We start from the raw sequence: 17,868 nt of genomic DNA on the forward strand, positions 1-17,868 counted from the left end.
ACGGCCCCGCTCCCACGAGCGGGGCCGTTTTTCTTTGTCCGCCCGCTTGCATCGATATCGATAGGAAGCTATCTAAATAGATAGCAAGCTACCTATCGTTCTTCGAGCATCGTTACATGACGTCCCGCATCCCCAGCGAACGCACCTTCACGGGCGCGGTGCTGCGCCTGGCGCGCATCTACCGCCGCGAGGTCAATCGCGCCCTGGCCGAGCACGGCCTTTCCGACGCCCGCGCCCTGCCGGTGCTGCACATCGCCCGCGCCGGCGGCGGCATGAGGCAAGGCGTGCTGGCCGAGGAGCTGGGCGTCGAGGGTCCGTCCCTGGTCCGCGTGCTCGACCAACTGTGCGCCGCCGGCCTGGTGGAGCGTCGCGACGACCCCGCCGACGGCCGCGCCAAGACCCTGCACCTCACGCCCGACGGCGCGGCCCTGGCCGTGATCGCCGAGGACACCGTCCAGGCCGTCCGTTCGCGCCTGCTGGTCGGCGTCAGCGACGAGGACCTGGCCGCCACCTTACGCACCTTCGCCGCCTTCGAGGCAGCCCTGGAAGCGGCCAACGGGCAGGGGGCGTAAGGCTTCCATGCCCAAGTTCGACCGGTGGACGCTGCTGTTCTCGCTGAACAGCTTCGTCGCCGCCATGCTCGCCCTGTGGATCGGTTTCGCCGTCGGCCTGCCGCGTCCGTATTGGGCCATGACCACGGCCTATATCGTCAGCCAGCCCCTGGCCGGCGCCGTGCGCTCCAAGGCGCTGTACCGCGTGCTCGGCACCATGCTGGGCGGCGCGGCCGCCGTGGCCATGGTGCCCAACCTCGTCAACGCGCCCGTGCTTCTCTGCCTGGCGCTGGCGCTGTGGGTCGGCGCCTGCCTCACCATCTCGCTGCTCGACCGCACGCCGCGCAGCTATGTCCTGATGCTGGCCGGCTACACCGCCGCCATCATCGGCTTCCCGGCCGTCAGCCAGCCCGGCGCCATCTTCGACCTGGCCGTCTGGCGCGTGGTCGAGATCGGCCTGGGCATCATCTGCGCCACCCTGGTCCATAGCCTCGTCTTCCCGCGCCCGGTCGGGACCGTCCTGCGCGCCCGCCTGGGCGCCTGGCTGGGCGAGGCCGACCGCTGGGCGCTGGACGTGCTGAAGGGCGCCGACGAGCAGGCCTTCGCCCGCGACCGCCGCCACCTGGCCGCCGCCGCCAGCGAGATCCAGATGCTGGCCACCCATCTGCCGTTCGACACCACCCGCCTGCGCGAGACCACCGGCGTCGTGCGGGCCCTGCACGAGCGGCTGCTGATCCTGATCCCGCTGCTGTCGGGCCTGGCCGACCGGATGCTGGCGCTCAAGGACGTCAAGGATCCCGCCGCCCGCCAGGCGCTGGACGCGGTGATCGCCTGGATCGAGGCCGGCGCCACGCGCGGCCCGGGCCTGGAGCTGATCGACCACCTGAAGGCCGAGGCCGCCACGCGGCGCGGCGGCGACTGGAACGCCCTGCTGGTCGAGAGCCTGCTGGTGCGGCTGGCCGAGACCGTCCAGGCCCTGGGCGAGGGGCATGCGCTGATGACCCGCCTGGAGAACCCCGACGCCCCGCTGTCGCCGAACCTGGCCGCCGCCACCGCCAACGCCGCCCGCCGGCGGATGCACAGCGACCTGCCGCTGGCCCTGCTGTCCGGGGCGGCGGCCGCGATCGCGGTGCTGCTGTCCTGCGGGCTATGGATCGTCTCTGGCTGGGGCGACGGCGCCTCGGCGCCGGTCATGGCGGCGGTGTTCTGCTGCTTCTTCGCGGCCATGGACGATCCGGTCCCGGCCATCCGCAGCTTCGGGATCTTCACCCTGGTCTCGCTGCCGCTGTCGGCGCTCTACATGTTCGCCGTGCTGCCGGCCATCGACGGCTATCCGCTGCTGATGCTGACCCTGGCCCCGCCGTTGCTGTTCATCGGCCTGTTCATTCCCAATCCCAAGACCATGGGGGCGGCCCTGGCCACGCTGATGGGCTTCTGCAATGCGCTGGCTTTGCAGGAGACCTTCAGCGCCGACTTCGCCAGCTTCCTGAACGTCAATCTGGGCCAGTTCGTCGGCCTGGGGGCCGCGATCTTCGTCACCGCAGCCATGCGCTCGATGAGCATCGACGCCGGCGCCCGGCGCCTCTTGTCGCGCACCTGGAAGAACCTCGCCCGCCTGGCCAGGTCCAGCCGCGCGCCCGAGCCGGCCGCCTTCGCCGCCGCCCTGGTCGACCGCCTGGGCCTTCTGACCCCTAAGCTCGCCGCGGTCGGTCCGCGCCACGACCTCGTCGGCGTCGACGTGTTGCGCGACCTGCGGGTGGGCATGAACCTGGTGACCGTGCAGACGGCCCGCGGCGATCTCTCGGGCCCGGCCCGCGTCAGCCTCGACGCGGTGCTCGACGGGGTGGGCGACCACTACGCCGCCCTGTCGGCCGGCCGCCGCGCGCCGCCGCGCGCCGAGCTGCTGGCCAAGGTCGACCAGGCGCTGACCCGCCTGGGTGAGACCACCTTCGTCCCCAATGGCGCACTGGTCGGCGTCACCGGCCTCGTCGGCCTGCGCCGCAACCTCTTCCCAGACGCCCCCGCCTTCAATCCGGAGCCCGCCGCATGACCGGCGAATACAACATCGACGGCGTCTTCCTGTCGTCCGTCCTCGTCTCGGCCGTTGCGGCCCTCGTCGCCGCCTTCGTGCTCCGACGCGTGCTGTCCTGGGCCGGCGCCTACCGCTTCGTCTGGCACCCGGCGCTCTTCGACACCGCGCTCTTCGTCATCCTCTGGGCCGCCGTCGTGGCCTTCGTCCGTCCGTAAGAAAAACATGCCCCAGCTGAAAACTCTCCTCCCGCAAGCCGGCCGCGTCGCGGTCACCCTGGCCGTCGTCACCGTCGCCGTGGTCGGGGGCAAGCGCCTCTGGGACCACTATCAGGTCGATCCCTGGACCCGTGACGGCCGCGTCCGCGCCGACATCGTCCAGGTCGCCCCCGACGTCTCGGGCCTGGTCACCGCCGTCCAGGTGGTCAACGACCAGACGGTCAAGGCCGGCCAGCCCTTGTTCTATGTCGACCGCGACCGCTACGCCCTTGCGCTGCGGCAGGCCGACGCCGCCGTCGCCGCCCAGAAGGCCCAGCTGGCCCAGGCCCGGCGCGAGCTGGCCCGCAACCGCGTGCTGGGCGACCTGGTCGCCGGCGAGATCACCGAGCAGAGCCTGGCCAAGGTCGAGCAGGGCCAGGCCGCCATGGCCCAGGCCGTCGCCGCCCGTGATCTGGCGGCCCTGAACCTGGAGCGCACCCTGGTCGTGGCCCCCACCGACGGCTTCCTGTCGGACCTGACGCTGCGCACTGGCGACTACGTCACCGCCGGCAAACCGGTGCTGGCTTTGATCGACAGCCGCTCCTACCGGGTCGAGGGCTATTTCGAGGAGACCAAGCTCAAGGGCCTGCACGTCGGCCAGAAGGTCAGCGTCACGGTGATGGGCGAGGACAGGCCGCTGCACGGCCACATCCAGTCGATCGCCGCCGGCATCGAGGACCGCGACCGCGCCGCCGGGGCCAGCCTGCTGCCCAACGTCAACCCCACCTTCAGCTGGGTGCGCCTGGCCCAGCGCGTGCCCGTCCGCGTCGCCCTGGACGAGACGCCCAAGGACCTGCGCCTGATCGCCGGCCGCACCGCCACCGTCGCGGTGCTGGGCCAAGGAGATGGTGTGAGGGGGGCCGCCAAAGTCGCCGGCAAGGGGGCTGTCTCGTGAGTACGATCCGCACCCTGGCGGCCGCCGCCTCGCTGCTGGCGCTCGCCGCCTGCACCACCGTCGGTCCCGACTACAAGCGGCCCGACGTCGCCAAGATCAACGAACCCGCCGCCCAGGCCCCGTTCATGGGCGCGGACAGCGCCGCCGTCAGCCAGGACCCGGTCCCCGACGGCTGGTGGAAGCTCTATGACGACGAGACCCTGAACGGCCTCGTCCAGGAGGCCCTGGCCGCCAATACCGACCTGCGCGTCGCGGCCGCCAACCTGGCCCGGGCCCGCGCCGTGGCCGGCGAGGCCGACGACGCCGGCGGTTTCTCGGTCGGCGCCTCGGCCGCCGCGATGCACGCCCGCGAGTCCGGTGAGCAGTTCCTGCTGACCCAGCCCCTGCCGGTCGAGAACCTGGCCGACGCCGGGGTGAAGGTCTCCTACCAGGTCGACCTGGTAGGCCGGCTCAAGCGCGCGGCCGAGGCCGCCCATGCCGACGCCGACGCCAGCCAGGCGGCTCTCGATCTCGCCCGCGTCAGCGTCGCCGCCGACGTCGCACGCGCCTATGTCGAGGCCTGCTCGGCCGGCCACGAGATCCATGTCGCCGAGCACAGCCTGGAGCTCCAGCAGAAGAGCCTGGAGGTCACCAATCGCCTGATCGCGGCGGGGCGCGGCACGGCGCTGGACGCCACCCGGGCCCGCGCCCAGGTCGATCTGCAACGCGCGGCGATCCCCAGTTTCGAGGCCCATCGCAAGGCCGCGCTCTACAAGCTGGCCGTGCTGACCGGCAAACCGCCGGCGGCGTTCCCCAAGGCTGTCGAGGCGTGCGCCACGCCGCCCAAGCTGCCCCAGCCCCTGCCGGTCGGCGACGGCGCGGCGCTGCTCGCGCGTCGTCCCGACGTGCGCCAGGCCGAGCGCACGCTGGCCGGGGCCACGGCCCGCATCGGCGTGGCGCGGGGCGCGCTCTATCCGAACATCAGCTTTGGCATGGGCGCGGGCTCCACGGGCCTGCTCGCCGACATCGGCCAGCCCGCCGCCAACCGCTGGAGCCTGTCGGGCCTGGTCTCCTGGACCCTGCCGGGCGAGGGCGAGCGCGCCCGCATCCGCGGGGCCGAGGCCGGCGCCGACGGAGCCCTGGCCCGCTTCGACGGGGTGGTGCTGAACGCCCTGCGCGAGACCGAGACCAGCCTGACCGCCTACGCCCACGAACTCGACCGCAACGCCGCCCTGCGCGCCGCCCGCGACGAGGCCGTCAAGGCCGAGCGCCAGGCCGCCACCCTCTACAAGGCCGGCCGCGCGCCGTACCTGCAAGGCCTGGACGCCCAGCGCACCCTCGCCGGCGCCGAGGCCTCCCTGGCCGCCTCAGACGCCGCCGTCGCGGCCGACCAGGTCAACCTGTTCCTGGCCCTCGGCGGCGGCTGGGAAACCGCGCCGGGGGTGAAGGTGGTTCAGGCGCAGCGGTAGACAAAGATCCTCCCCCTCTGGGGGAGGTGGCCCAAAGGGCCGGAGGGGGGCCGTTTTCAGATTCCGGTGCGCCGGCCGGTCGCGCGCCAACTTCCCCCTCAGTCGCTCCGCGACAGCTCCCCCTTCAGGGGGAGCATCTATCCCGGGGCCCGTTCGCTCCACAGGTCGAGATCGTTCTCATGTCCGATCAGGGCCAGGCCCGAGGCGATCGACTCGAACTCGCCGCCGCTCTCGATGCGCTCGGCGCCGAAGCGGCGCAGGAAGATGTCGCGTACGGCCGGCACGAAGGACGAGCCGCCGGTCAGGAACACGCGGTCCACGCCCTCGGCGGCCAGTCCTGAGCGCTCCAGCGCCTGGTCGACGGCCGTCTCGATGGCCTTCAGTTCCGGCGCGATCCAGCTTTCGAACTCGGTCCGGGCCACGTCGCGCTCGATGACCACGGAGCCGGCCTTGAACGAGAACAGCGCGCTTTCCTTGCTCGACAGGGCCTCTTTCAGTCCCGAAACCGAGCGGTAGAGAGCGTAGCCGTGGTTGTCGTCTAGCACCTCGATCAGGCGGGCGATCTTCTCCGGCTCGACCGCCGTGCGCTCCAGGGCGCGGATGTCGCGCATGTCCTTGGACGCTCGCAGCATGGCCAGCTGGTCCCAGCGCGCGAAGGCGGTGTAGTAGCGCTGCGGGATCGGCAGGCGGCTGGACATGGCCTTGTAGAGGCTGCCCTTGCCCAGTTCCGGCGAGACGACGTTGTCGATGATCCGGTAGTCGAAGGCGTCGCCGGCCACGCCGACGCCCGAGCGGGCCAGCGGAACCGAGCGCAGCTGGCCGCCGTGGCGCTCGAACCGCACGATCGAGAAGTCGCTGGTGCCGCCGCCGAAGTCGGCCACCAGCACCGTGGCGTCCTCCTTCAGCTGGCGGGCGAAGAAGAAGGCCGCGCCTACCGGCTCGTGGGCGTAGCGGATGTCGGAGAAGCCCAGGCGCTCGAAGGCGGCTTCGTAGCGTCTCAGGGCAAGGCCCTCGTCGGGATTGCCGCCGGCGAAGGTCACCGGGCGGCCGACGATCACCCGCGGCGGCAGGTCGGCCATCTGGCCGCCGGCGTGGTCGCGCAGCTTGAACAGGAACGCCGCCAGCAGGTCCTCGAACAGGTAGCGCCTGTCGAGGATCTTGGTCTCGGTGAAGGCCGCGCTCGCCGCGAAGGTCTTGAACGACTGGACGAAGCGGGTCTCCAGCGGATCCTCGACATAGGCCTCGATCGCCCAGGGGCCGGCCTCAATGACGCGCTCGGTCGGGCGGCCGTCCGGGCCGGCCATCGAGTGGAAGCTCAGCGCCGAGCGGAAGGCGAAGATGTCCTTCTCGCCGACGGGAAAGCGCACCAGGCGCGCGGGACCGGATCCGTCGGCGATGGCGACGACGGTGTTGGTGGTGCCGAAATCGATGCCGATCGTCGGCTGGACGGCGGACGTCATGGGGAAAGCTCGGGGCGGGGAGGGGCCGTGCGTCCTACAGCCGTGAGCGCGGGGGTCAAGCGACTTAACGGGGTTTTTACGCCGCAACCGAAAAACTGCGTTCGACTACCGCGAATCCGGCGCGGACCAAACAAACATCCGGGGGGAAACGAACATGAAGCTCGACGATCTGAAGATCGCGTCGAAGGTCGCCCTGCCGGCCGTGGTGCTGGGCGCGGCCGTGCTCGCCTGCACCGGCCTGGGCGTCTGGCAGCAGAAGAGCCTGGACGCCGCCACCAGCCGTCTCGTCGAGCATCGCGCCCCCGCCGAGGTGCAGTCGGCCCGCTTCAGCCGCCGCCTGGCGATGATGGGCCACGCCGCCCACCGCACCGTCACCTACGACGGCGCCTCTTCGGAGGCCCAGGCCGCCTCCAAGGAGCTCGACAAGGTCTATGCCGAGGGCAAGGACAGCCTCGACAAGATGACCGGTTTCGACCCGGCGATCGCCGAGAAGGCCGAGGGCTTCCGCGCCCGGATCGACGCCCTCTACAGCGAGGCGCGCGGCGCGGCGGACAAGGGTTTGTCCAATGATGACACCGGTGCCATGTCGCATCTGGCCGTCATGGATCCCGCGATCGAAGGCCTGGCCAAGGACGTGAAGGCCTGGGGCGACGGCTATCACGAGGAAACCGACGCCATGGTGACAGCGGCGCGGGCCGAGGCCGAGCGCGGCGTGCTGCTGACCCTGCTGTTCGGCGTGGCCGCCGCGTTGGGCGGCGTGGCCTTCGCCCTCTGGATCGGCGCGGTGAAGATTTCGCGGCCGGTGGCCGGGCTGTCGCGGGCCATGAACGATCTGGCCGAGGGCCGCCTGGAGACGGCCGTGACCGGCGCGGGTCGCCGCGACGAGGTCGGGCTGATGGCCAAGGCCGTGCAGGTCTTCAAGGACAACGCCCTGGCCCTGAAGAGCGCCCAGGCCGAACAGGCCCGCTCCCGAGCCGCCGGCGACGAGGAACGAGGCCGTAACGAAGCCGCGCGCGAGGTCGCCGCGCGCGAGCAGGCCTTCGTCATGGAGGCCATCGCCCAGGGCCTGTCGCGCCTGTCTCGCGGCGACCTGACCGTGCGGGTCACCGAGGCCTTCCCCGACGGCTATCGCCAGCTGCGCGACGACTTCAATGCCGCCATGGGACACCTGGACGAGGCCATGGGCCAGATCCTGGCCGCCGTCGACGGCATCGGCCGGGGCTCGGACGAGATCGCCGCCGCCGCCGACCAGACCGCCCGCCGCAGCGAGCAGCAGGCCGCCGGGTTGGAAGAGACGGCCGCCGCCCTCGACGAGATCACCGCCACCGTCCGGCGGGCGTCGCACGGCGCCGGCGAGGCCGCCCGCGTGGTCGGCTCGGCCCGCGGCGACGCCGAGCGGTCGGGACAGGTGGTGCGCGGCGCCGTCGAGGCGATGACCGGCATCGAGAGCTCCTCGCGCCAGATAGGCCAGATCATCGGCGTCATCGACGAGATCGCCTTCCAGACCAACCTCCTGGCCCTGAACGCCGGCGTGGAAGCCGCCCGGGCGGGAGACGCGGGACGCGGCTTCGCCGTCGTCGCCCAGGAAGTCCGCGCCCTGGCCCAGCGTTCGGCCGACGCGGCCAAGGAGATCAAGACCCTGATCTCGACCTCGGCCCGCCAGGTCGACGAGGGAGTCAAGCTGGTCGGCCAGACCGGCGAGGCCCTGGAAGGCATCGTCTTCAAGGTCGGCGAGATCGACGCCCTCGTGCGCGAACTGGCCGCCTCGGCCGGCGAACAGGCCGTCAGTCTCAACGAGGTCAATTCGGCCGTGAACCAGATGGACCAGGGCGTGCAGCAGAACGCCGCCATGGTCGAGGAAGCCAATGCCGTCGCCCATGCTCTCAAGAGCGAGATCGTCGGCCTGGTGGAGATGACGGGCCGCTTCCGGGTGTCGGCTGCGAGAGAGGCGCGAGGCTACCGGATGGCGGGGTAGGGCTCAGCGCTCGCTGGCGTGCTTGATCCGGGTCACGGCGACGTCGAGAGCTCGGATGCGATACCGGATGACGTATCCGGAGGGCGTCAACGTGCGGTTCGCATTGACATTTCCGCCGCGCCCCCGTCCTTGGCGCGCTCAATCGAAAGGGCCGGGTCTTGGAAAAGTTCGACGTCGTGGTGCTGGGAGCTGGCGCTGCCGGCATGATGTGCGCCATCGAGGCCGGCAAGCGCGGTCGCAAGGTGCTGATCGTCGACCACGCCAAGGCGGCCGGCGAGAAGATCCGCATCAGCGGCGGCGGCCGCTGCAACTTCACCAACATCGGCGCCGCGCCGGCCAACTTCCTGTCGACCAATCCGAAGTTCTGCGTCTCGGCCCTGCGCCGCTACCGGCCGGCCAACTTCATCGACCTGATGAAGAAGCACGGTATCGCCTTCCATGAGAAGACGCTGGGCCAGCTGTTCTGCGACGGCTCCTCCAAGGAGATCATCGCCATGCTGCTGGACGAGATGGCTGACGCCGGCGTCGTCCTGCGCCTGGAGACAGCGATCCAGGGCGTCGACCAGCAGGGCGAGGGCTTCGTCGTCGAGCTGTCGAGCGGCCCGGTGGCCTGCGCCTCGCTGGTGGTCGCCACCGGCGGCAAGTCGATCCCGAAGATGGGCGCGACCGGCGTCGGCTACGACATCGCCCGTCAGTTCGGCCTGGCCATCATCGAGCCGCGTCCGGCCCTGGTGCCGCTGACCTTCGAGGCCCGCACGCTCGAACGGCTTTCGCCGTTGTCGGGCGTGTCGGTCGACGCCGTGGTCGCCAGTGGCAAGACCAAGTTTCGTGAGGGGATGCTGTTCACCCACCGTGGCCTTTCGGGCCCGTCGATCCTGCAGATCTCGTCCCACTGGCGCGAGGGCGGCGAGATCACGGTCGACATGGCGCCGGGCGTCGACGTGTTCGCGACCCTGAAGGCCGAACGCGCCGCCAACGGCCGCCGGGCGCTGCACACGGTGCTGGGTGAGATCGTGCCCAAGCGCCTGGCCCAGAAGATCGTCGAGGACGAGGCGATCACGGGCAATATCGCCGACTGTTCGGACAAGGTGCTGGCCCGCGTGGCCAGCGTCGTCAACGCCTGGACCTTCAAGCCGGTCGGCTCGGAGGGATACCGCACGGCCGAGGTGACCCTGGGCGGCGTCGACACCGACGGCCTGGATTCGCGCTCGATGGAAGCCAAGAGCGTGGCCGGCCTCTACTTCATCGGCGAGGTCGTCGACGTCACCGGTTGGCTTGGCGGCTACAATTTCCAGTGGGCCTGGGCGTCGGGCTGGTGCGCGGGGCAGGCGGTCTAGGGGGACCCGCTCCCTTTGGGAGAGGTGTCGCCGAAGGCGTCGGAGCGAGGAGTGCTCGCCCCATTAAACGTTGGGCCGCCTCTCGGAGGAGAGGCGGCCCAAGCGCTTACTTCTTCTTGAACGGCTTGCCGCCGAACTCGCCCTTGGCCTTGAAGGGCTTGGGGCCCTTGAACGGCTTGTCGCCGAAGGCCGGCTTGCCCTTGAAGGGCTTGGCCGGAGCGTCGCCAAAGGCCTTGGGCGCACGCGGCTTGTACTCGCGCGGACCGTCGGCGTTGTCGCGGCTTTCGGCGCGGGGCTTGTAGGCCCGCTTCGGAGCGCCGTCGTTGTCGACCGGCGAATACGGACGCGGGGCCTCGTCGCGATCGCGGGGCTTGAAGTCGCGCGGCTTGGCGTCGCGAGGCGGACGCGCCTTGTAGTCGCCCTTCGGCTCCTCGCCGCGACCGTACGGCTTGGCGCCGCTCACGCCGTCGCGGTCGTAGCCGCCCGGACGCGGGGTGTGATCGCGCGAACCCGGGGCGTTGGCGCGGGGACCGCGCGGCGCGTCGTCGTAGCTGCGGGGCGGACGCGGCGCGCGCGGACCATCGCCGCGCGGAGCCGGAGCCGTGGTCGGGGTGATCGAGACGTCCTCGCGCACGGTAGCCTGCACCGCCGCGCCGAACTTCACCGCCGCTTCGGCCGAGATCTCGAACTTCGTGTCGTAGTCGAAGATCCGGATCGAGCCGATGTCCTTCTTGGTGATGTGGCCCTGGCGGCAGATCAGCGGGATCAGCCACTTGGGATCAGCGTTGCCGCGACGGCCGACGCTGATGCGGAACCACTCCGAACCGTCCATGCTGACGCGCGGTTCGCGCTCGGGACGGTCGCCGAAGTCACGCGGGGCGAAGTCGCGGTCGCCGCGCGGCTCGCGCGAACGCGGACCCGGATCGGCGCCGTGGCGCGGGTCGTCGTAGATTTCTTCCGGAGCCGGCAGCTTGGCGCGACGGGTGCGGATCAGGGCGGCGGCGATTTCGGTCGGCGTGCGCTTGGCCAGCATGGCCTCGGCCAGGGCCAGGTCTTCCTCGTTCGAAGCCTCGGCGAAGATCGGATCGTCGAGCAGGCGCTCGGTGTCCTTGGCGCGGATCTCGTCGGCGCTCGGGGCGCCGCCCCAGACGCCTTCGACGCCGGCGGCGAACAGCAGCTGTTCGGCCTTGCGGCGGCGAGTATAGGGCACGACGAGCGCCGAGACGCCCTTCTTGCCGGCCCGGCCGGTGCGGCCCGAACGGTGCAGCAGGGTGGCCTTGTTGACGGGCAGTTCTGCGTGGATGACCAGGCCGAGGTCCGGCAGGTCGAGGCCGCGAGCGGCGACGTCGGTGGCGACGCAGACGCGGGCGTGACCGTCACGCAGGGCTTGCAGGGCGTCGGCGCGCTCGCGCTGGCTCAGTTCGCCGGAAAGGCCGACGACGTCGAAGCCGCGCTCGCGCAGCTTGCTGTGAAGCGAGCGGACGCTTTCACGGGTGTTGGCGAACACCAGGGCGCCGGGGCTTTCGAAATAGCGCAGCAGGTTGACGACCGCATGCTCGGTCTCGTTCGGCGCCACGCGGACGGCGCGGTACTCGATGTCCCGGTGCGGCTCGTTGCGGTCGATGGTGTCGATGCGCAGGGCGTCGTTCTGGTAGTTCTTGGCCAGGGCGATGATGTCGCGCGCCAGGGTGGCCGAGAACAGCAGGGTACGGCGATCGGCCGGGGCGGCGTCGAGAATGAATTCGAGGTCTTCGCGGAAGCCCATGTCGAGCATCTCGTCGGCCTCGTCGAGGACGGCGACCTTCAGCTCGGAAAGGTCGAGGTGGCCGCGCTCGATGTGGTCGCGCAGACGGCCCGGGGTGCCGACGACGATGTGGGCGCCGAAGTTCAGCGCGCGCTGCTCGCGGCGGGCGTCCATGCCGCCGACGCAGTTGACGACCGTGGCGCCGGCCTGGGCGTAGAGCCACTCCAGTTCGCGATTGACCTGCATGGCCAGTTCGCGGGTCGGGGCGATGACCAGGCACATCGGCAGGCCGGCCTTGGGCAGGCGCTCGGCTTCGCCCAGCAGGGTCGGGGCGGCGGCGAGGCCGAAGGCCACGGTCTTGCCTGAACCGGTCTGGGCGCTGACCAGCAGGTCGCGGCCTTCGGCGTCGGCTTCAAGCACGGCGGCCTGGACGGGGGTGGGCTCGGCGTAACCCTGAGCAGCGAGGGCCCGCTCAAGAGCGGGGTGGGAGGCGGGGAAGGGCATCTTGGTCCAGTTCGATTCTGCAGGCGGCGCGCACACAAAAACGCCCGCGGCCTGCGCCACGACCAAATTACGACCCCGTTGTCCCGGACCCGTCTGATTGGTCACTTGTCATGAAAATAAACCTCTCCGGCCGCCAAAACGAGGCGTTTGAGCCAGCGAGGACATTTGCAAGGGCGCGTTAAGACGCCAAACCGCCAAGAAAGGCAAGGGGCGGGCGACGATTAGCGCCGACTGCGGCGCTTTGGCCGCAGGGGGTGTCAAAGGAAAACGCCCCGCCCGGAGGTCCGGACGGGGCGTCTTTCAAGGTCTTGATCGAGCCGATCAGGCCTTCGGCGGAGCCATCAGGGTCAGCTTGCCGGCGGCGGCCTTGGCGGCGTCGTGCTGGGCCGGCGGCAGCGGGATCAGGCCGCGGCCCTGGAGGTAGCCGCCGCGACCGGTCGCGGCGTCGGAGACGAACTCGGCCAGGAATTCCTTCAGGCCCGGCGTCACGCCGACCTGGCCCTTCTTCACGTAGATGAAGAGCGAGCGCGAGACCGGATAGGTGCCGTTGGCGATCGTCTGCGGGGTAGGCTTCACGCCGTTGACGGCCGCGCCCTTGATGACGTTGGCGTTCTCTTCGAGGAACGAGAAGCCGAACACGCCCAGCGCGCCGGGGGTCTTGGTCAGGGTGCCGACGATGGCGTTGTCGTTCTCACCGGCGTCGATCCAGGCGCCGTCCTTGCGGAGCGGGTCGATCTTGGCCTTGAATTCCTTCTCGTCCTTGTCGTGCAGGGCCTTGGCGGTCGGGAACTTCTTGGCGCCGCCTTCGATGGCCAGCTCGACCCAGGCGTCGCGGGTGCCCGAGGTGGGCGGCGGGCCGTAGACCAGGATGCGGTTGGCCGGCAGGCCGGCGCCCACGTCCTTCCAGGTCTTGTAGGGGTTGTTCACGAACTGGCCGCCGCGCAGGGCGTTCTGGGCCAGGCCGAGGTACAGGTGCTCGAGCTTGAAGTTGTAGTCGGGCGACTTCTTGTCCATCGCGATGACGATGCCGTCGAAGCCGATCTTGATCTCGATGATGTCCTTGACGCCCTTGGCCTTGCAGGCCTCGTACTCGGACTTCTTCATCGGACGCGAGGCGTTGGCGATGTCGGGGAAGCCTTCGCCCATGCCGCCGCAGAACATCTTGATGCCGCCGCCGGTGCCGAGGCTCTCGACCTTGGGCGACTTCTTGCCGGTCTTCTTGGCGAAGTTCTCGGCGACGCGGGTGCTGAACGGGAAGACGGTCGAGGAGCCGGCGGCCCAGACGTAGTCGCGGGCGGCGTGGGCGCTGGGAGCCAGGGCCAGCAGGCCGAGCGCGGCGGCGGCTCCGAGGAAGGCTTTCATGGACGACATCCTGATGGTCGGCTTGGGGCCATTGGAATCTTGGACGTGTCGGGCGGACCCTTCGGGGGAACGGTCTCCGACCTCGTCACCGCAGATTAGCGGCGGCGAGGCCGGCTATTTGTCACAGTTCGGCGACAGATTTGCGACAGGCGACGGCTAAACGTCCGACCACGGATCAGGATGCATCCGTCGGCGGGTGGCGGTCGAGGATCTCGAGCACCTTCTCCTTGGGCCGCGCCAGCACCGCGCCCCTGGGCGTGACGACGATCGGACGCTCGACCAGGATCGGGTTCTCGACCATGGCCGCCAGGATCGCATCGTCGGTGGCGGCCGGATCGGTCAGACCCAGTTCCTCGGCCGGCGCGCCCTTGACGCGCAGCAGGCCGCGGGCGCCGAGACCGGTGCGGGCGGCCAGATCCTTCAGCTGCTTGAGCGTCCAGCCGGCCTTGAGGTACTCGACGACGGTGGGGGCGTAGCCAGCGGCCTCGATGATGGCCAGGGTGTTGCGCGAGGTTCCGCACTTGGGATTGTGGAAGATGGTGACGGGGAAGTCGGTCATGGCGGCCTCTCGATAGGGTGCGAGGCTGATAGCAGGCGAGGCGCGGACCGGCCACGCCGTGCGTGTCGCTTCAGAATAGTAGTTGCGATTCACTCTCAACAATGCGACTGGGGCGCCCCGCCCGCAGAGGAGCGCCCCATGCGCGACGACCGGGGTCTGGACGACCCGCCCCCCACGCTCGACGAGCTGCTTTCCGAGCCGATCGTCCGTCTTCTGATGCGCCGCGACGGCGTGGAGGAGGGCGAGGTGCGCAGTCTGATCGCGCGGGTCGCCCTCCGCCGGAAGCGCTAGAGTCCTTTCAGGATCAGGTTGGGCAGGATGCTGTTGTCCCACTCGGGCGACTTGGGCGGATTGTCGCCGACCCGCAGGACGATCAGCCGCTTGGACGGCACGATGTAGACCACCTGGTTGGAGTTGCCGCAGAAGAGATAGAGGTCGTCGGCGGCATAGGGCTCGCTGTGCAGGATCTTGGGCCAGGGCGTGTCGGGCGCGGCCCAGCCGCGGCGCTCGGCGTAGGGCGCGCCGATATAGACGCCGAGGCCGTAGTGCGGGTTCTGCTCGGTCGGGGTGCGCATCTCTCCGACATAGCCCTCGGGCAGCAGGCGCTTTCCGGCGTGGACGCCGTCGTCGATCAGCAGGATCGCCAGGCGCAGCCAGCTTTCGGCCGGCAGCAGGATGCAGCAGCCGGAGTGGGCCAGGCCGCCCGGACGATCGACCCAGATCTGGCCTCCCGGCGCGTCGATGGGCCTCAGCACCTCTTCGGAGATGAACTCGGCGTAGCGGCGGCCGGTGGCGCGCTCGATCACCAGGGCCACCAGTTCGGAGGTGGCGTTGGCGTAGTCGTAGCGGCTGCCCGGCGTGTTCACGAGCGGGTAGTCGTTGATCAGGATGTCGTCGTGGCGCGGGTGCAGATAGGCCCGGTTCAGCACGTTGGCTGGATCGGTGCTGAAGCCCTGCGGCAGGAAGCCTGTGCGCATGTCGAGCGTATGGCGCACCAGGATGTCGGCCTTGGGTGTGCCCTTCCACTCGGTGATGAAGTCGGCGAGCGACTGGTCCAGCGACTTGATGACGCCCAGGTCAAGGGCGCGGCCGATGGCGACGGCGGTCAGCGGCTTGGCCAGCGACTTCGAAGCCAGCAGGGAAGGGCGGGTCGCGCCGGCGAAGTAGGTCTCGCGTTCCAGCACGCCGTCGCGCCAGACCATGAAGGCCTTGGCGTTGCTGTCACGGGCGTAGGCCTCCGCCGAGTCGAGGGCGGCGGCGTCGATCGTGGCCGGCGAGGCGGGGGGAATCAGCGTGCGGCCGGCTGCGCCGGGCACGGGCTCGAGCGTGTCGTAAGTCTCCTGCGGCGCATTGGCGGCGGCCTGAAAGCGCTGAAGATACAAGGACTCGTCGGCTGACGTTGCGGAAGTTTCAGCGCTCATTTCGGGCTCCGACGTTATGTGAGCCTGACCGTAAATCCACGAATTGCCACTTCGTTGACCGCGTGGTCAAATATCCGCCCTGCGAAAGAGCAGGCGACGCACAAAAGACGACTCCGACCGTTGCGGGGCTTCGTTGCGCTATCCGGCGAACGGATAGTCGGGACGTGGTTTCCGCCAGACCCCCGCCGCCACGGTCTGGAGTTCGCGTGAATCTGGAGGAGGCGTTTCTATGGAAAAAGGTGTGCCGATCAGGGCCATCAGCCGCTGCATCTCGGTGCTGCAGGCGATCAACCGTCGCGGTTCGCTGTCGATGATGGAGATCGCCCAGACCTCGGGCGTTCCCTATCCGACGGCCTGCCGCATCGTGCAGACCCTGCTGCACGAGAAGCTGATCGAGCGGGAGCCGGCGCGGAAGCGTTATCGGCCGACCATGCTGGTGCAGTCGCTGTCGCACGGGTTCCAGGAGAGCGATCGCCTGGTGGCCTGCGCCCGCCCGCACATCGTCGACCTGACGGCCAAGGTGACCTGGCCGGTGTCGATCGCCACGCGCGTCGGCCAGCAGATGATGATCCGCGACTCGACGCACACGATGACGTCGCTGACGCTGAACAACTACTATCCGGGCTACACCCTGCCGATCCTGGAGAGCGCCGCGGGCAAGGCCTATCTGGCCTTCGCGTCGCAGGAGGAGCAGGCGGCGGTCCTGGAGGCCTATCGCTCCGGCGAGGGGCAGGTCGACCCGCTGACGCTGCAATACGCGGAGTCCGGCGGCATGTTCGCCGACATCGTCGAGGCGGGCGTGGCCACCAAGGGCCGCAACCCCTATACGGCGACGCCGGGCAAGACCTCGTCGATCGGCGCGCCGATCTTCAACAGCGAGGGCGTCTGCGGAGCCCTGGTGCTGGTGTTCTTCAGCTCGTCGATGAAGATGCCCGACGCCGTCAAGCAGTACGGCGACAAGCTGAAGATCGCCGCGGCGGCCATCAGCCGCGACCTGTCGGAGCCGCTGTCCCGCGCCGCCTGATGGCGGTGCGGTCAGGGCTTTTCCTTGGGCGTTTCCCATTGCGGATAGCGTCCCATCAGGAGGATCAGCGCGCCGCTGGCGACAAAGCCGGCGGCCGCGATCGCCAGGGCGCGGCCGTAGCCGCCGTCGTGGTCGTACAGCGCGCCGATCCCGATCGCGCCGATCGGCACGCCCAGGGAGATCGCCACGCCGATCAGAGCGTAGACGGCGCCGTACGAGCGCATGCCGAAGTAGCGGGCGACGAAGAAGGCGGCCACGTCGACCTCGCCGCCCTGCGCCGCGCCGATCAGCAGCACGGCCAGAACCGCGAGCGGCCACTGGCCGTGCCCGATCGCCAGCAGCCCCACGCCCAGCGCGGGCAGGACCAGCGCGATGGCGGCCGGGATCGGGGCCCAGAAGCGGTCGACCGCCCAGCCGACGACGATGCGCCCCAGGGCGACCGAGACGGCCAGCAGGGCCACGAGCCAGCCGGCGGCCTGGGCGTCCAGGCCCTGGTCGGTGAGGATCGGCTGAAGTTGGCTGATGACGCCGGTCAGGCCCGCCGTGGCCAGCAGTATGGCCAGGGCCAGGATCCAGAAACGGCCTGTCTTCAGGGCCTGGCCGGCGGTCAGGCCGACCTGGGCCACCTGCCTTGCGGCGGCGATCTCGCCCTCGGTCGCGCCTTTCCGGGCCAGCCAGCGGGGGCGCTCCCACAGGGCCAGGAACACGGTGGGCAGGGCGACGAAGATCGACAGCGCCGCCAGGGCTGCATAGCCACCGCGCCAGCCGTGATGGGTGATGACGAAGTTCAGCAGCGGAGCGCTCAGCGCCGCGACCAGCGATACGCCGGTCAGGGTCAGTCCCAGAGACAGGCCGCGGCCCTTCTCGAACCAGGTGTTGACCGCCCGGGTGTAGCCGATCGGCCCGGTGCCGCTGCCCAGGATCACCAGCAGGGCGAAGAGGCCGTAGAACGCGCCCAGCGACGGCGGCATGGCCGCCAGCATCGCATAGACGGCGGCCAGCAGGCCGATGGAGACCATCGCCACCGGCCGCACCCCGACCTTGTCGATCAGCCAGCCCAGCACGGGGGCGACGAACAGGGCGGCCAGGGCCGCGCCCTGGGCCTGGGCGATCTGGCCGCGCGTCCAGCCGAGATCGGCCTGCAACGCCTTCACGAACAGCGAGCCGACATACTGCTGCAGGCTGATGCCGCAGCCGACCCCAACGCCCGCCGCCAGCACCACGCGCCAGCCCCTGCGGAATTCGTCCCGAACCTCGCTCACGCGTCACATCCCCCGGGCCAGGCGGCCCCCCAGACGGCCC

The 17,868-nt window shown here is 70.2% G+C and carries 15 protein-coding genes; 9 read left to right on the forward strand and 6 right to left on the reverse strand.

All coding sequences use genetic code 11. The annotated features are described in order from the left end of the window. Positions 1 to 203: 203 nt before the first annotated feature. Genes V6S85_RS01540 through V6S85_RS01560 form a run of 5 tightly spaced genes read left to right on the forward strand, consistent with a single transcriptional unit; the run spans position 204 to position 5,180 of the window. Entirely contained in the window at positions 204 to 572 is a 369-nt protein-coding gene (locus V6S85_RS01540) for a MarR family winged helix-turn-helix transcriptional regulator (protein ID WP_431830649.1), read from the forward strand. Positions 573 to 579: 7 nt separating this feature from the next. Next, entirely contained in the window at positions 580 to 2,601 is a 2,022-nt protein-coding gene (locus V6S85_RS01545) for an FUSC family protein (protein WP_334347773.1), read from the forward strand. After that, the gene (locus tag V6S85_RS01550) at positions 2,598 to 2,798 is read left to right on the forward strand and encodes a DUF1656 domain-containing protein (protein ID WP_116487248.1); all 201 of its coding nucleotides are present in this window, start codon (positions 2,598 to 2,600) and stop codon (positions 2,796 to 2,798) included. Before V6S85_RS01545 ends, V6S85_RS01550 begins: the two co-directional genes overlap by 4 nt. Positions 2,799 to 2,805: 7 nt before the next feature. Beyond that, positions 2,806 to 3,732 carry an efflux RND transporter periplasmic adaptor subunit gene (locus V6S85_RS01555; protein WP_334347774.1) on the forward strand — a complete coding sequence of 309 codons (927 nt, stop codon included), beginning with the start codon at positions 2,806 to 2,808 and terminating at the stop codon, positions 3,730 to 3,732. Further along, positions 3,729 to 5,180, forward strand: coding sequence for an efflux transporter outer membrane subunit (locus V6S85_RS01560; protein ID WP_334347775.1), 1,452 nt, complete (start codon positions 3,729 to 3,731; stop codon positions 5,178 to 5,180). Before V6S85_RS01555 ends, V6S85_RS01560 begins: the two co-directional genes overlap by 4 nt. A gap of 137 nt (positions 5,181 to 5,317) precedes the next feature. On the opposite strand, the gene V6S85_RS01565 is transcribed toward V6S85_RS01560, so the two are convergent. Further along, positions 5,318 to 6,640, reverse strand: a complete 1,323-nt coding sequence (locus tag V6S85_RS01565; RefSeq protein WP_334347776.1) for an Hsp70 family protein — start codon at positions 6,638 to 6,640, stop codon at positions 5,318 to 5,320. Between the two features lie 154 nt (positions 6,641 to 6,794). Between V6S85_RS01565 and V6S85_RS01570 the strand changes: the two genes are divergently transcribed. Together V6S85_RS01570 and V6S85_RS01575 are read left to right on the forward strand one after the other, a co-directional pair. Further along, positions 6,795 to 8,615, forward strand: coding sequence for a methyl-accepting chemotaxis protein (locus V6S85_RS01570; protein ID WP_334347777.1), 1,821 nt, complete (start codon positions 6,795 to 6,797; stop codon positions 8,613 to 8,615). A gap of 158 nt (positions 8,616 to 8,773) precedes the next feature. Beyond that, entirely contained in the window at positions 8,774 to 9,952 is a 1,179-nt protein-coding gene (locus tag V6S85_RS01575) for an NAD(P)/FAD-dependent oxidoreductase (protein ID WP_334347778.1), read from the forward strand. A gap of 106 nt (positions 9,953 to 10,058) precedes the next feature. Here the strand turns inward: V6S85_RS01575 and V6S85_RS01580 are convergent, their stop codons facing one another. The 3 genes from V6S85_RS01580 to arsC all read right to left on the reverse strand — a co-directional run bounded on the left by V6S85_RS01580 (position 10,059) and on the right by arsC (position 14,121). Beyond that, positions 10,059 to 12,200: a DEAD/DEAH box helicase gene (locus V6S85_RS01580; protein ID WP_334347779.1), complete on the reverse strand. Its 2,142-nt coding sequence runs from the start codon at positions 12,198 to 12,200 to the stop codon at positions 10,059 to 10,061. Positions 12,201 to 12,521: 321 nt separating this feature from the next. Next, positions 12,522 to 13,562, reverse strand: a complete 1,041-nt coding sequence (locus V6S85_RS01585; protein ID WP_116568625.1) for a substrate-binding domain-containing protein — start codon at positions 13,560 to 13,562, stop codon at positions 12,522 to 12,524. Positions 13,563 to 13,737: 175 nt separating this feature from the next. Continuing rightward, positions 13,738 to 14,121: an arsenate reductase (glutaredoxin) gene (gene arsC / locus V6S85_RS01590; RefSeq protein ID WP_334347780.1), complete on the reverse strand. Its 384-nt coding sequence runs from the start codon at positions 14,119 to 14,121 to the stop codon at positions 13,738 to 13,740. Positions 14,122 to 14,259: 138 nt separating this feature from the next. On the opposite strand from arsC, the gene V6S85_RS01595 reads away from it, so the two are divergent. Beyond that, on the forward strand, positions 14,260 to 14,412 hold the full coding sequence (locus tag V6S85_RS01595; RefSeq protein ID WP_165828905.1) for a hypothetical protein: 153 nt from the start codon (positions 14,260 to 14,262) through the stop codon (positions 14,410 to 14,412). Here the strand turns inward: V6S85_RS01595 and V6S85_RS01600 are convergent. Then, on the reverse strand, positions 14,409 to 15,542 hold the full coding sequence (locus V6S85_RS01600) for a serine hydrolase domain-containing protein (protein WP_116568623.1): 1,134 nt from the start codon (positions 15,540 to 15,542) through the stop codon (positions 14,409 to 14,411). The two genes, V6S85_RS01595 and V6S85_RS01600, sit on opposite strands and share 4 nt — an antisense overlap. 241 nt (positions 15,543 to 15,783) lie before the next feature. On the opposite strand from V6S85_RS01600, the gene V6S85_RS01605 reads away from it, so the two are divergent. Next, entirely contained in the window at positions 15,784 to 16,566 is a 783-nt protein-coding gene (locus V6S85_RS01605) for an IclR family transcriptional regulator domain-containing protein (protein ID WP_207780760.1), read from the forward strand. 11 nt (positions 16,567 to 16,577) lie between these two features. On the opposite strand, the gene V6S85_RS01610 is transcribed toward V6S85_RS01605, so the two are convergent. Further along, positions 16,578 to 17,828, reverse strand: a complete 1,251-nt coding sequence (locus tag V6S85_RS01610; protein ID WP_116568621.1) for an MFS transporter — start codon at positions 17,826 to 17,828, stop codon at positions 16,578 to 16,580. Positions 17,829 to 17,868 lie beyond the last annotated feature (40 nt).

Source organism: Caulobacter sp. CCNWLW153, from assembly GCF_036889365.1.
GTDB classification, from domain to species: Bacteria; Pseudomonadota; Alphaproteobacteria; order Caulobacterales; family Caulobacteraceae; genus Caulobacter; species Caulobacter radicis.

Excerpts from the sequence above, each read along its gene's own strand:
- V6S85_RS01565 (WP_334347776.1), bottom strand. The coding sequence starts at position 6,640 with ATGACGTCCGCCGTCCAGCCGACGATCGGCATCGATTTCGGCACCACC.
- V6S85_RS01595 (WP_165828905.1), top strand. The coding sequence starts at position 14,260 with ATGCGCGACGACCGGGGTCTGGACGACCCGCCCCCCACGCTCGACGAG.
- V6S85_RS01585 (WP_116568625.1), bottom strand. The coding sequence starts at position 13,562 with ATGAAAGCCTTCCTCGGAGCCGCCGCCGCGCTCGGCCTGCTGGCCCTG.
- V6S85_RS01550 (WP_116487248.1), top strand. The coding sequence starts at position 2,598 with ATGACCGGCGAATACAACATCGACGGCGTCTTCCTGTCGTCCGTCCTC.
- V6S85_RS01580 (WP_334347779.1), bottom strand. The coding sequence starts at position 12,200 with ATGCCCTTCCCCGCCTCCCACCCCGCTCTTGAGCGGGCCCTCGCTGCT.
- V6S85_RS01600 (WP_116568623.1), bottom strand. The coding sequence starts at position 15,542 with ATGAGCGCTGAAACTTCCGCAACGTCAGCCGACGAGTCCTTGTATCTT.
- V6S85_RS01570 (WP_334347777.1), top strand. The coding sequence starts at position 6,795 with ATGAAGCTCGACGATCTGAAGATCGCGTCGAAGGTCGCCCTGCCGGCC.
- V6S85_RS01555 (WP_334347774.1), top strand. The coding sequence starts at position 2,806 with ATGCCCCAGCTGAAAACTCTCCTCCCGCAAGCCGGCCGCGTCGCGGTC.
- V6S85_RS01545 (WP_334347773.1), top strand. The coding sequence starts at position 580 with ATGCCCAAGTTCGACCGGTGGACGCTGCTGTTCTCGCTGAACAGCTTC.
- arsC (WP_334347780.1), bottom strand. The coding sequence starts at position 14,121 with ATGACCGACTTCCCCGTCACCATCTTCCACAATCCCAAGTGCGGAACC.